This is a genomic window from Rhodococcus sp. FW305-130, assembly GCF_058788335.1.
In genome coordinates, this window is record NZ_JBYTAP010000008.1 from 266,277 (window position 1) to 278,748 (window position 12,472).

The window sequence follows — 12,472 nt, forward strand, 5'->3', positions numbered from 1 at the left end:
CAGTCTCTCACCACAAGATTTCTCAATAACAATCATTCGTGCTTGATTTTTATGGACCCGGGTGTGATGCTGGTCGCATGGCCGAACTTCAGACGTTCATCGATGACTTGCGGGCCGAAGGCGAGAGCCTCGACGCCCTGGTTGCGGATCTGCCCGAGGAGAAGTGGGCGACAATGACGCCGGCGGAAGGGTGGAGCGTCGCGCATCAGATCGGGCACCTGCACTGGACGGACAGTGCTGCGATCCTGGCGATCACCGACCCGGACGGGTTTGCGGAGCAGTTGAAGGCGGCGTTCGTGAATCCGGCGGGATTTGTCGACGACGGTGCTGCCGAGCAGGCGGCCCGCCCGCCGGCGGAGTTGCTCGCCGATTGGCGAGCGGGGCGCACCGCTCTCGTCGAGGCTCTCACCGCCGCCCCGTCCGGTACCAAGTTTCCTTGGTACGGCCCGCCTATGGGCGGAGTGTCCATGGCAACTGCGCGATTGATGGAGACGTGGGCGCACGGGCAGGACGTTGCCGACGCGCTCGGCGTCGAGCGAGCCCCGACGGCGCGCATCAAGAACATCGCTCATCTGGGTGTCCGTACGCGGAACTTTGCGTACTCGGTCAACGAGAAGACGCCGCCCGCCGACGATTTCCGGGTTGAGTTGACGGCGCCGGACGGTTCGCTCTGGACCTGGGGGCCGGAAGATGCACCGCAGAAGGTGACCGGGCCCGCATTGGACTTCTGTTTGCTGGTCACTCAGCGTGCCAATCGCGCCGATCTCGATCTGGTTGCCGTTGGTGCCGACGCGGACGAGTGGCTCGGGTTCGCGCAGGCATTTGCCGGACCCAGCGGCGAGGGACGAGCCGCACGAGAAGCGAAGGTGGATAAATGAGTTCGGTACGGATCGGTAACTGCTCCGGTTTCTACGGCGACCGCGTCTCGGCGATGCGCGAGATGCTCGAGGGCGGCGAACTCGACTACCTGACCGGCGACTACCTTGCCGAACTGACGATGTTGATCCTCGGACGGGACCGGATGAAGGACCCGTCGCTCGGCTACGCGAAGACGTTCCTGCGACAGGTGGAAGACACCCTCGGACTTGCGCTCGACAAGGGCGTGAAGATCGTCGCGAATGCCGGCGGTCTCAACCCGGCTGGACTGGCCGACGCGCTGCGCGAGGTCAACACCAGGCTGGGGTTGAACGCGAAGATCGCCCACGTCGAGGGCGACGATCTGGTCTCTCGGGCAGACGAACTCGGACTCGGCTCCCCGCTGACGGCCAACGCGTACCTCGGCGCCTGGGGCATCGTCGAAGCATTGTCGGCCGACGCCGATGTCGTGGTCACCGGACGTGTCACCGACGCTTCGGTGATCGTCGGTCCCGCCGCTCACCATTTCGGTTGGAAGCGAGATGATTTCGATCAGCTGGCCGGTGCTGTCGCGGCGGGCCACGTCATCGAGTGCGGAACCCAGGCCACCGGCGGCAACTACGCGTTCTTCACCGAGATTCCGAATCTGGGCCGTCCTGGCTTCCCGATCGCCGAGATCAACGCGGACGGATCTTCGGTCATCACCAAGCATGCCGGTACGGACGGCGAGGTGAGCGTCGGCACCGTGACGGCGCAGCTGCTGTACGAGATCACGGGTGGACGCTACGCAGGCCCGGACGTGACCACCCGCATCGACAACGCGGTGCTCACCCAGGAAGGCCCGGATCGGGTGCTGATCAGCGGAGTCACGGGCGAGGCTCCGCCGCCGCAGTACAAGGTCTCACTCAACACGCTGGCCGGGTTCCGCAACGAGGCCACGTTCATCCTCACGGGTCTCGACATCGAGGCCAAAGCGGATCTGGCGAAGACTCAACTCGAATCCTGGCTGACGAAGAAGCCCGCCGAACTGGTCTGGACTCTCGCTCGCACGGATCACCCGGATTCCGACACCGAGGAAACCGCGAGTGCGTTGCTGCGCTGCGTGGTTCGCGATTCCGATCCCAAGGTGATCGGTCGTCCCTTCTCTGCGGTTGCGGTGGAAATGGCACTCGCCAGTTACCCAGGCTTCTCGCTGACCGCGCCGCCGAGCAACGGACAACCGTACGGAGTGTTCACCCCCGGCTACGTCGACGCGGGATCGGTGCCGCACGTGGCCGTACTGCCCGACGGCACTCGCGTGGACATCGCTCCGTCGACGCTGACGCAGGACCTCGAAGCCGTCGACGAACCTGAGCGTCCGGAGCCGTTGCCGCCACAGTCTTCGCTTTCGGTGCCACTCGGCACGATTGCCGGTGCCCGTAGTGGCGACAAGGGTGGAAATGCCAACGTCGGCGTCTGGGTTCGCACGGACGATCAGTGGAAGTGGTTGGCGCACACTCTGACCGTCGAAATGCTCAAGGAACTGCTACCGGAAGCAGCAGACCTGAACGTCACTCGCTACCAGCTTCCGCACCTTCGTGCCGTCAACTTCGTGATCGAGGGAATCCTCGGTCAGGGTGTTGCCTCGCAGGCGCGGTTCGATCCGCAGGCCAAGGGGATTGGTGAATGGCTGCGTTCGCGCCACATCGACATCCCGATTTCGCTACTCCCCGTAACTGACGAGAAAGAGGATTCACGGTGACCGTGTGGACCACACCGGAAAGGCTTGCGCTTCGCGAGACCGTACGCGGATTCGTGAACCAGGAGATTCTGCCGCATCTGACGCAGTGGGAGCGCGACGGCGAGATTCCGCGCGAATTACACCGCAAGGCAGGCGCTCTCGGGCTGCTCGGCGCCAGTGCTCCCGAATCGGTGGGCGGTGAGGGCGGCGACGCCGTCGACTCCATCGTGATCTGTGAGGAGATGCATCAGGCAGGTGCGTCGGGCGGGCTGTTCGCATCGCTCTTCACCTGCGGCATCGCGGTGCCGCACCTGATTGCGGCCGGCGACGAGGCGCAGATCGAGAAGTGGGTCAAGCCGACCCTGCGCGGCGACAAGATCGGCTCGCTCGCCATCACCGAGCCCGGCGGAGGCAGCGACGTCGGGCACCTGACAACCACAGCCAAGCGCGACGGCGATCATTACGTCGTGAACGGCGCCAAGACGTTCATCACCTCCGGCGTTCGAGCCGACTTCGTCGTTACCGCAGTGCGCACCGGTGGCCCCGGCGCGGGTGGTGTCTCACTGCTCGTGATCGAGAAGGGCACACCGGGATTCACCGTCTCACGCAAACTCGAGAAGATGGGCTGGCGTGCATCCGATACCGCGGAACTGTCCTTTGTCGATGCCCGGGTTCCTGTGGGGAATCTGGTCGGCGCAGAGAACAGCGGCTTCGCGCAGATCGCCCAGGCATTTGTTTCCGAACGTGTCGCGCTCGCCGCGCAGGCGTATGCCAGTGCAGAACGTTGCCTGGAGCTGACCCTCGAATGGTGCCGCGCCCGCGAAACTTTCGGTCGACCTCTCATCAGTCGGCAGGCCGTGCAGAACACCGTCACCGAGATGGCCCGCAAGATCGACGTCGCCAAGGTGTACACCCACTCGGTGATCGAGCGGTACATGGCCGGTGACGGCGACCTGATCGCCGAGGTGTGCTTCGCGAAGAACACGGCAGTCGAGACGGGCGAATGGGTTGCGAACCAAGCCGTTCAGCTGTTCGGCGGCCTCGGATACATGCAGGAAAGTGAAGTGGAGAGGCAGTACCGGGACATGCGAATTCTGGGAATCGGTGGCGGAACCACCGAAATCCTCACCGGTCTCGCGGCCAAGCGATTGGGGTATCAGTCATGAGTGTCATCCGGTCAACGCTGGACACCAATTCCGAGGTGTATCAGACCGCAACATCGACCATGAACACCAAGCTCGCCGAGATCGAGGTCGAGCACGCCAAAGCGCTTGCCGGTGGCGGCGAGAAGTACACCGAGCGGCACCACAAACGGGGAAAGCTTCTGGCGCGCGAGCGGATCGAACTCCTGCTCGATCAGGATTCACCGTTTCTCGAGCTGTGTCCCCTCGCTGCGTGGGGGAGTGACTTCCCGGTCGGCGCCAGCACCGTGGTCGGTATCGGCGTTGTCGAAGGTGTCGAATGCCTGATCGTCGCCAACGATCCCACTGTGCGCGGCGGCACCAGCAATCCTTGGACGCTGCGTAAGGGATTCCGCGCCAACGACATCGCCATGCAGAACCGCCTTCCCGTCATCTCGCTGGTCGAGTCCGGCGGTGCAGACCTGCCGACGCAGAAGGAGGTGTTCATCCCGGGCGGGCGTATGTTCCGTGACCTCACACAGCTTTCCGCAGCCGGTATCCCCACCATTGCACTGGTCTTCGGTAACTCGACTGCCGGCGGCGCGTACATCCCGGGCATGTCCGACCACGTCGTGATGATCAAGGAACGCTCCAAGGTGTTCCTCGCAGGTCCGCCGCTGGTCAAGATGGCCACCGGTGAGGAATCAGATGACGAGGCACTCGGCGGCGCCGAAATGCACGCTCGCAAGTCCGGGTTGGCTGACTACTTCGCAGCCGACGAGCAGGACGCGATCCGCATCGGTCGCTCGATCGTCAAGCGACTCAACTGGACCAAGAAGGGGCCGGCGCCTCGCGCGGAGATCATCGAACCGCTCGAGGATCCGGAAGAGTTGCTCGGCATCGTTCCGGCCGACCTGAAGATTCCGTTCGATCCGCGTGAGGTCATCGCCCGTATCGTCGACGGTTCCGACTTCGACGAGTTCAAGCCGCTCTACGGTTCCTCCCTCGTGACCGGCTGGGCCGAACTCAACGGTTACCCGATCGGCATCCTGGCCAACGCACGTGGAGTTCTCTTCAGCGAAGAGTCCCAGAAGGCAACGCAGTTCATCCAGCTTGCCAACCGCTCCAACACGCCGTTGCTGTTCCTGCACAACACCACCGGCTACATGGTGGGTAAGGAGTACGAGGAGGGCGGCATGATCAAGCACGGATCGATGATGATCAATGCGGTTGCCAACTCCAAGGTTCCGCACATCTCGATCCTGCTCGGAGCGTCGTACGGCGCCGGTCACTACGGCATGTGCGGACGGGCATTCGATCCGAGATTCCTCTTTGCCTGGCCCAGTTCCAAGTCCGCCGTCATGGGCGGTGCGCAGCTCGCCGGCGTCATCTCCATCGTGGGACGCGCTGCTGCCGAGGCCCGCGGCCAGGTTTTCGACGAGCAGGCTGATGCCGGCATGCGAGCGATGATCGAGAACCAGATCGAGGCCGAGTCACTTCCGATGTTCCTGTCCGGGCGTCTGTACGACGACGGCGTCATCGATCCCCGAGACACCCGCACCGTGGTGGGAATGTGCCTGTCGGCCATTGCCACCGCCCCGATCGAAGGCACCGAGAACTTCGGCGTCTTCCGTATGTGAGGCACGCCGTGACAATCACTTCAGTACTGGTCGCCAATCGTGGCGAAATCGCCCGCCGTGTCTTTGCAACCTGCCGCAAGAACGGAATCGGGACGGTCGCGGTCTTTTCCGACGCGGATGCCGACAGTCCTCACGTCGCCGAAGCCGACGCCTCGGTTCGCCTGCCGGGTAACACGCCTGCCGAGACATACCTGCGGGGCGAGCTCATCATCGCCGCCGCCAAGGCTTCGGGCGCCGACGCGATTCACCCCGGCTACGGATTCCTCTCCGAGAACGCGGAGTTCGCGCGCAGCGTCATCGATGCCGGACTGACATGGATCGGTCCGCCCGTCGAATCCATCGAGCTCATGGGATCGAAGGTCGAGTCCAAGAAGATCATGGACGCGGCCGGAGTTCCGGTGCTGTCCGAACTCGATCCCGCTGCGGTGACCGACGCTCATTTGCCAGTGCTGATCAAGGCGTCGGCGGGCGGCGGCGGACGCGGAATGCGTGTCGTTCGTGAATTGTCGGCGCTGGAAGGCGAACTGGAAGCGGCGCGGCGTGAGGCGCAGTCCGCCTTCGGCGACCCGACTGTCTTCTGCGAGCGCTACCTCGAGACCGGTCGGCACATCGAGGTCCAGGTCATGGCCGACCGCCACGGTGGGGTGTGGGCGGTGGGGGAGCGCGAGTGCTCGATCCAGCGTCGGCATCAGAAGGTGGTCGAAGAGGCACCGTCGCCGCTCGTGCAGCGCATCCCCGCCATGCGCGACAAGCTCTTCGACGCCTCGCGGCTCGCAGCCAACGCCATCGGTTACGAAGGAGCAGGAACCGTTGAATTCCTGGCTGACGAAAAAGGCGACTTCTTCTTCCTGGAAATGAACACCCGTTTGCAGGTAGAGCATCCGGTCACCGAGTGCACCACCGGACTCGATCTGGTGGAACTGCAATTGCAGGTCGCTTCAGGTGAAGCACTTCCGGACGACCAACCGGAGATCCGGGGGCATTCGATCGAGGTGCGACTGTACGCCGAGGACCCCGCCAAGAACTGGCAGCCTCAGAGTGGAACCGTTCACCACATCGAGTTGCCCGGTGACCCGCAAGAATTCAGTGTTCTGCGTGAGCAGGGCGTTCGCCTCGACTCCGGCGTCGTCGACGGCAGTGTTGTCGGCGTCCACTACGACCCGATGTTGGCCAAGATCATCTCGTACGCGCCGACGCGGACAGCAGCTGCCCGGCTGCTCGCGTCGACGCTGGCGCGCACCAGGATTCACGGCCTGCGCACCAACCGCGATCTGCTCGTCAATGTCCTGGCTCACCCCGCCTTCATTGCCGGGGACACCGATACGGCGTTCTTCGAGACCCATGACCTCGAGAAGTTGTCAACGCCTCTGGCCGACACCGACGCCGAAAGGCTTTCGGCGCTAGCGGCGGCACTTGCCGATGCCGCGCACAACCGGGCGTCGGCGCGCGTCATCGGCCGCTTGCCCAGCGGGTGGCGCAACCTGCCGTCGCAGCCGCAGAGCAAGAGCTACTCCACTGCGTCGGGCGACTACGACGTCCGCTACTCCCTGAGTCGAAGCGGCGTGTTGAACGCAGAAGGCTTCGACGACGTGAGCGTGGTATCGGCAACTGCTGCCCGAGTAGTGCTCGAGCAGAGCGGAGTACAGCGCTCGTTCGACGTGGCGGCATACGGGAGTGAGATTTTTGTCGACTCCTCGCTGGGGCCGGTCGCGTTGACGGCAGCACCGCGCTTCGTGGATCCGTCGGCGGAAGTCGCCGCCGGTTCGTTGCTCGCTCCGATGCCGGGATCGGTTATCCGCCTCGGCGCCGCACTCGGTGACACCGTCACTGCCGGCCAGCCGATTCTGTGGCTAGAGGCCATGAAGATGGAACACACCGTCACCGCGCCGACTGCCGGTGTCCTGGTAGAACTTCCGGTCGCCGTCGGCCAGCAGGTCGAAGTCGGATCGGTACTCGCACGTGTGGAAGAACCCGCTACAGAAGAGGAAGCATGATGAGTTTCATCGAAACCGAAGAGCAGAAGGAACTGCGGGCATCCGTTTCCAAACTGGGTGAGCGCTTCAACTACGTCGACTACGTGCTGCCCAAGGCGCGCAAGGGTGAGCCGCTCACCGAATTGTGGAACGAGGCGGGCAAACTCGGATTCCTGGGCGTCAACCTGCCGGAGGAATACGGCGGCGGCGGTGCCGGTATCTACGAACTCGCGCTGGTGCAGGAGGAATTGGCGGCACAGGGTGCCGGTCTGCTCCTGGTTGTCGTATCCCCGGCCATCTGCGGCACCATCATCGGCAAGTACGGCACGGCGGAGCAGAAGCAGCAGTGGCTACCCAGCCTCGCCGACGGCTCCAAGATCATGGCGTTCGGAATCACCGAGGCCGACGCCGGTTCCAACTCTCATCAGATCACCACGACGGCACGCAGGGATGGCGACGACTGGATCCTGAGCGGCAACAAGATCTACATCTCGGGTGTCGATCAGGCTGACGCCGTCCTCATCGTTGCGCGCACCGAGGACTCCAAGACCGGCAAGCTCAAGCCCGCTCTGTTCATCGTCCCCACGGATTCTCCCGGATTCGTGAAGACGCAGATGGAGATGGACATCATCGAACCGGACCACCAGTTCATCCTGTTCCTCGACGACGTCCGTCTGCCGGCCGACGCTCTGGTCGGCGAAGCCGATGCCGCCCTGATGCAGTTGTTCGCCGGCCTCAACCCCGAGCGCATCCTGGGTGCGTCGATGGCCATCGGCATGGGCCGTTACGCCCTGAACGCTGCGGTGAAGTTCGCCAACGAGCGCACGGTGTGGAAGACGCCGATCGGTGCGCACCAAGGTATTTCGCATCCCCTCGCGCAGGTGAAGATCGAACTCGAGCTCGCCAAGCTGATGATGCAGAAGGCCGCGGTCCTCTACGACAGTGGTGACGATTTCGGTGCTGCCGAAGCCGCGAACATGGCAAAGTACGCCGCCGCCGAAGCCAGCATCAAGGCGCTCGATCAGGCGATCCAGACGCACGGCGGCGCAGGCCTGACGAAGGAATACGGGTTGGCCGCCATGCTCGGCGCGGCCCGTATCGCCCGCGTCGCGCCGGTGAGCCGCGAGATGATCCTCAACTTCGTCTCGCAGCACTCTCTCGGTCTGCCGCGGTCGTACTAAACGGTCCTACTGAAGAGGAGACTCATGACGGATCAGGACAAGCCATACGTACGGTACGAAGTATCGGGCGGTGCTGCCACGATCACTCTCGACTCACCCCACAACCGCAACGCGATTTCGACGCGGTTGGTCACGGAGTTACAAGCGGGGTTGACGTCATCGGCCGCCGATCCGGCAGTTCGAGCGGTGGTGCTCACCCACACCGGTGGAACATTCTGTGCGGGAGCCGATCTCAGCGAGGCTTCCGGATCGTCCGCGTCACCGGAAGAGGCCGTCAAAGAACGAGGGCGGGGAATGCTGACGCTCTTGCGCAGCATTCTCGAGCTTCCCAAGCCGGTGATCGGGCGCATCGACGGTCACGTCCGAGCCGGGGGTATGGGTCTTGTCGGGGCGTGCGACATTGTCGTCGCCGGACCGGCGAGCACCTTCGCGGTGACGGAATCACGGTTGGGTTTGGCAGCGTCCATCATTTCGCTCACGGTCCTACCGAGGCTCGACCAGCGATCTGCGAGCCGATACCTGCTCACCGGAGAGAAGTTCGGCCAGCACGAGGCCGAATCCATCGGACTCGTCACCGCCGCGTCGCAGGACACGGGGGAGTCGATCACCGAACTGCTCGGCACCTTGCGCCAATGTTCACCGCAGGGACTTGCCGAATCGAAGTGGATCACGACGCGTTCGGTCCTGGCCGGATTCGACCGTGACGGCGAGGAGATGATCGCGCAGTCGGCCCGGCTGTTTTCCTCTGACGAGGCTCGTGAGGGCATGATGTCTTTCTTGCAGAAGCGTCCAGCAGCCTGGGCGCAGTAGAACTGCGCACTGGAACACAGCGGTAGAAAGGATGGCGGCGCGATGACTCGAGAACCCAAGCAGGACCGAAGTCGAGTCACGCGCTCCCACCTGCTCGAAGTGACTGTGGAGTGTCTCGCCGAACTCGGATGGAGCGCAACGACGATGAGCGTCGTCGCCCAGCGTGCCGGGGTGTCCCGCGGTGCGATGCAGCATCACTTCCCGACCCGCGAGGACCTCATCACCGCGGCGCTCGAGGTGATGTTCGACGCCAGGATGGATCAGGCACGAAAGGAATCGACCGACCTTCCGGTGGGTGCCGGACGAACCGAGGCGGTCATTTCGCGGTTGGTCGAGTACTACACCGGGACTCTGTTCAAAGCAGCACTGCAGGTGTGGACGGCCGCTGCCTCCGACCCCGACCTGCGGGCCCGCGTGTTGCCCCTCGAGGAACGGTTCGGGCGCATCGCGCACCGCATGGCCGTCGAGAGTCTGGGTGTCGACGACTCCGATCCGGTGACGCACCGTTTGGTACAGGCGACCCTGGACCTGGCCCGCGGGCTGGGGCTGGCAGATGTCTTGACCGACGACTCGCGTCGACGCACCGAGGTGGTCAAACAATGGGCGGCGCAATTGGATTCCACGCTGGTTCGGGTACCGGTCCCGACTCCCTGAATCGGTAGCGGCGTGGCGGCGACCGATGAGCGAGGTGCGCACGTGGCGTGTGTCGGGGGCCACCGAGAAGTACAGTCGGCTCCATGGCCGCACGCACCCTCACTTCGATCGGGACTTCGGTATTGGTCTCGGCTGCCGTGCTTTCGGCGGTGGTCGGCTGCAGCTCCGACGACGGGTCCGCCGATCGGCCGGGGGACGACGCCAGTTCGCCGGCGCTCGCACCCACCGATCCCGGTCCGATGTTCGCCGAATGCGGCTCGGTGACCGACGAAGAAGTTGTCAATGCCTTCAACCTCGGCGCTTTTGCGACGACGACGCGCAACGGCGTCGGTTGCCAGTGGGAGGTCGCTGGTTCGAGCGGTCCGAGCGTCAGTTTCTCCTGGTACCGCGGTAGCCCGATCGGCCGCGAACGGGCCGGGTCCGACCTGCTCGGACGTCCCGCCGCCGACATCACGATCGGTGGTCATCAAGGCTTCATCGCGTCCACGGCAGGTTCGCTGTGCGAGTTGGGTATCGCGTTCGGCGGAGACTTCGTGCACTGGTCGATCACCTACGGTTTGCTGCCACCGACCGCGGATCCATGCACGGTGGCGCGGGATCTGATGGAAAAAACAGTTTCGAGGGCACAGTGAAGTTCGAGGGCGCCGTGAAGCGCGTACGGATCGGGCTCGCCCTGGCTGGATCGCTGGTTCTGCTGACAGGCTGCGGCTCGGTGGTCATCGGGACTCCCCGTGCGGAGGGCAGCTACGGCGGTAGTGACAGCCAGGAATTCGCCAACGTCCTCCAAGAATGCGAGGCCGTCACCGACGAGCAGATCGCCGGTGCCGTGGGTGCCGACGCCGTCGGGCGTGGGTTCTTCGGCGCCATCTGCCGTTGGGACGGCATCGGGGCCGCGGGTCCGATCAAGATCACCTTCAACTGGTTCGAGACGGGCACCCTCGATCACGAGCGCGCTGCATTCGAACATCTGGGATACGTGGTGGCGAAAATCGACATCAACGGCAGTGGCGGTTACGAGGTTCGCCAGCCGGCCGATCCGCAGAGTTGCGGCGTGAGCGCGAGCGCACCGGCCGGGGGAGTGTTCGGTTGGTGGGTCACCGAGCCGCAGGGCGGCGCGGATCCGTGCGAGGCTGCGGCAAAGCTCGGCGCGTTGACGTTGAACCGCAGCATCTGATCGTGACCGGTCCGGCTGCGTGGTCTGAGTTTGCAGCCAGAGTGTCTGGTCAGAGCGTGAGGTCACTATCACCGTGGCCTCGCTTTGACCTCGTGGCGCGCCGACAGGTATCGTTATGGGTCGTGTCCGGCATGCCCGGGCCGATCTGTGTGCCTAGCTAGGTATTGCCGTGCGCGCGTTCGAGCAGAAACTGCTGATGAACGAGCATCCGGCTGCCTGTGTGGGGGTATGCGACACGCCCGACCTCGGGGGCAGTGCGCGGCATGAAAGTGCTGAGTACAGACTCTGAGGTGGGTGAGGAGCAGCAGCTCTCTTGCTCCAACTGCTAGATCCCTAATTTCAGAACAGCCACGTTTTCGAACGGCCCGAGTTCGCTCGAGCAGTCTGTTCGTCACAAGAAAGCCGGTAAATGCCAACCATCAACCAGCTGGTCCGCAAGGGTCGCCGCGACAAGACCGCCAAGGTCAAGACGGCAGCCCTCAAGGGCAGCCCGCAGCGTCGTGGCGTGTGCACTCGCGTGTACACCACCACCCCCAAGAAGCCGAACTCCGCGCTCCGTAAGGTCGCACGTGTTCGCCTCACGACTTCGGTCGAGGTCACCGCGTACATCCCCGGTGAAGGTCACAACCTTCAGGAGCACTCCATGGTGCTCGTCCGTGGCGGTCGTGTGAAGGACCTCCCGGGTGTCCGTTACAAGATCATCCGCGGCTCCCTGGACACCCAGGGTGTCAAGGGTCGCAAGCAGGCACGCAGCCGCTACGGCGCCAAGAAGGAGAAGAGCTAATGCCACGTAAGGGCCCCGCTCCGAAGCGCCCGCTCATCAACGACCCGGTTTACGGTTCCCCGTTGGTGACGCAGCTCGTCAACAAGATCCTGCTGGACGGCAAGAAGTCCACCGCAGAGCGAATCGTGTACCAGGCTCTCGAGCAGGCACGCGAGAAGACCGGCACCGATCCGGTCGTCACTCTCAAGCGCGCCCTGGACAACGTCAAGCCTGCACTCGAGGTTCGTAGCCGCCGCGTCGGTGGCGCTACCTACCAGGTGCCGGTCGAGGTTCGTCCCGGTCGTTCCACCACGCTGGCACTGCGCTGGCTGGTCACCTTCTCGCGTGCACGTCGTGAGAAGACCATGGTCGAGCGTCTCGCCAACGAGCTCCTCGATGCCAGCAATGGCCTCGGTGCAGCTGTGAAGCGTCGCGAAGACACTCACAAGATGGCCGAAGCCAACAAGGCATTCGCCCACTACCGCTGGTGATGTAAAGCGTCGGAGCAACTGCCATCGGGTGGGGCTCCGACGCTTGTCGCCGTTGGCGACCTGATCATCTCGCCGGTTTCCGGACGCAGG

Annotated in this window: 12 protein-coding genes; all 12 read left to right on the forward strand. The window is 64.0% G+C overall.

From position 1 onward, the window contains the following. The first annotated feature begins 77 nt into the window (after positions 1 to 77). The 12 genes from AC3WQS_RS24900 (at position 78) to rpsG (ending at position 12,382) form a co-directional block, all read left to right on the forward strand. Positions 78 to 878 carry a TIGR03084 family metal-binding protein gene (locus AC3WQS_RS24900; protein ID WP_020968976.1) on the forward strand — a complete coding sequence of 267 codons (801 nt, stop codon included), beginning with the start codon at positions 78 to 80 and terminating at the stop codon, positions 876 to 878. Next, complete coding sequence (locus AC3WQS_RS24905; protein WP_020968977.1) at positions 875 to 2,596, forward strand: acyclic terpene utilization AtuA family protein; 1,722 nt, start codon at positions 875 to 877, stop codon at positions 2,594 to 2,596. Before AC3WQS_RS24900 ends, AC3WQS_RS24905 begins: the two co-directional genes overlap by 4 nt. Further along, on the forward strand, positions 2,593 to 3,741 hold the full coding sequence (locus AC3WQS_RS24910; RefSeq protein ID WP_084326722.1) for an acyl-CoA dehydrogenase family protein: 1,149 nt from the start codon (positions 2,593 to 2,595) through the stop codon (positions 3,739 to 3,741). Before AC3WQS_RS24905 ends, AC3WQS_RS24910 begins: the two co-directional genes overlap by 4 nt. After that, the gene (locus AC3WQS_RS24915) at positions 3,738 to 5,336 is read left to right on the forward strand and encodes an acyl-CoA carboxylase subunit beta (protein WP_019744291.1); all 1,599 of its coding nucleotides are present in this window, start codon (positions 3,738 to 3,740) and stop codon (positions 5,334 to 5,336) included. The genes AC3WQS_RS24910 and AC3WQS_RS24915 overlap by 4 nt, the downstream gene beginning before the upstream one ends. Positions 5,337 to 5,344: 8 nt before the next feature. Then, on the forward strand, positions 5,345 to 7,330 hold the full coding sequence (locus AC3WQS_RS24920) for an ATP-binding protein (RefSeq protein ID WP_031333070.1): 1,986 nt from the start codon (positions 5,345 to 5,347) through the stop codon (positions 7,328 to 7,330). Then, positions 7,330 to 8,490 carry an acyl-CoA dehydrogenase family protein gene (locus AC3WQS_RS24925; RefSeq protein ID WP_029536739.1) on the forward strand — a complete coding sequence of 387 codons (1,161 nt, stop codon included), beginning with the start codon at positions 7,330 to 7,332 and terminating at the stop codon, positions 8,488 to 8,490. Before AC3WQS_RS24920 ends, AC3WQS_RS24925 begins: the two co-directional genes overlap by 1 nt. Before the next feature lie 24 nt (positions 8,491 to 8,514). Next, positions 8,515 to 9,300, forward strand: a complete 786-nt coding sequence (locus AC3WQS_RS24930; protein WP_030535468.1) for an enoyl-CoA hydratase family protein — start codon at positions 8,515 to 8,517, stop codon at positions 9,298 to 9,300. 42 nt (positions 9,301 to 9,342) lie between these two features. Continuing rightward, positions 9,343 to 9,954, forward strand: coding sequence for a TetR/AcrR family transcriptional regulator (locus AC3WQS_RS24935; protein WP_019744287.1), 612 nt, complete (start codon positions 9,343 to 9,345; stop codon positions 9,952 to 9,954). Positions 9,955 to 10,037: 83 nt separating this feature from the next. Next, a complete protein-coding gene (locus AC3WQS_RS24940; RefSeq protein WP_029254868.1) occupies positions 10,038 to 10,586 on the forward strand; it encodes a DUF3558 domain-containing protein in 549 nt (182 codons plus the stop codon). Continuing rightward, a complete protein-coding gene (locus tag AC3WQS_RS24945; RefSeq protein WP_060939051.1) occupies positions 10,583 to 11,128 on the forward strand; it encodes a DUF3558 domain-containing protein in 546 nt (181 codons plus the stop codon). Before AC3WQS_RS24940 ends, AC3WQS_RS24945 begins: the two co-directional genes overlap by 4 nt. Positions 11,129 to 11,537: 409 nt before the next feature. Then, the gene (gene rpsL / locus AC3WQS_RS24950) at positions 11,538 to 11,912 is read left to right on the forward strand and encodes a 30S ribosomal protein S12 (RefSeq protein WP_003941908.1); all 375 of its coding nucleotides are present in this window, start codon (positions 11,538 to 11,540) and stop codon (positions 11,910 to 11,912) included. Further along, complete coding sequence (gene rpsG / locus AC3WQS_RS24955) at positions 11,912 to 12,382, forward strand: 30S ribosomal protein S7 (protein ID WP_003941856.1); 471 nt, start codon at positions 11,912 to 11,914, stop codon at positions 12,380 to 12,382. Before rpsL ends, rpsG begins: the two co-directional genes overlap by 1 nt. The last annotated feature ends 90 nt before the right edge of the window (positions 12,383 to 12,472 follow it).

Excerpts from the sequence above, each read along its gene's own strand:
- AC3WQS_RS24930 (WP_030535468.1), top strand. The coding sequence starts at position 8,515 with ATGACGGATCAGGACAAGCCATACGTACGGTACGAAGTATCGGGCGGT.
- AC3WQS_RS24900 (WP_020968976.1), top strand. The coding sequence starts at position 78 with ATGGCCGAACTTCAGACGTTCATCGATGACTTGCGGGCCGAAGGCGAG.
- AC3WQS_RS24935 (WP_019744287.1), top strand. The coding sequence starts at position 9,343 with ATGACTCGAGAACCCAAGCAGGACCGAAGTCGAGTCACGCGCTCCCAC.
- rpsG (WP_003941856.1), top strand. The coding sequence starts at position 11,912 with ATGCCACGTAAGGGCCCCGCTCCGAAGCGCCCGCTCATCAACGACCCG.
- AC3WQS_RS24940 (WP_029254868.1), top strand. The coding sequence starts at position 10,038 with ATGGCCGCACGCACCCTCACTTCGATCGGGACTTCGGTATTGGTCTCG.
- rpsL (WP_003941908.1), top strand. The coding sequence starts at position 11,538 with ATGCCAACCATCAACCAGCTGGTCCGCAAGGGTCGCCGCGACAAGACC.
- AC3WQS_RS24905 (WP_020968977.1), top strand. The coding sequence starts at position 875 with ATGAGTTCGGTACGGATCGGTAACTGCTCCGGTTTCTACGGCGACCGC.
- AC3WQS_RS24915 (WP_019744291.1), top strand. The coding sequence starts at position 3,738 with ATGAGTGTCATCCGGTCAACGCTGGACACCAATTCCGAGGTGTATCAG.
- AC3WQS_RS24925 (WP_029536739.1), top strand. The coding sequence starts at position 7,330 with ATGAGTTTCATCGAAACCGAAGAGCAGAAGGAACTGCGGGCATCCGTT.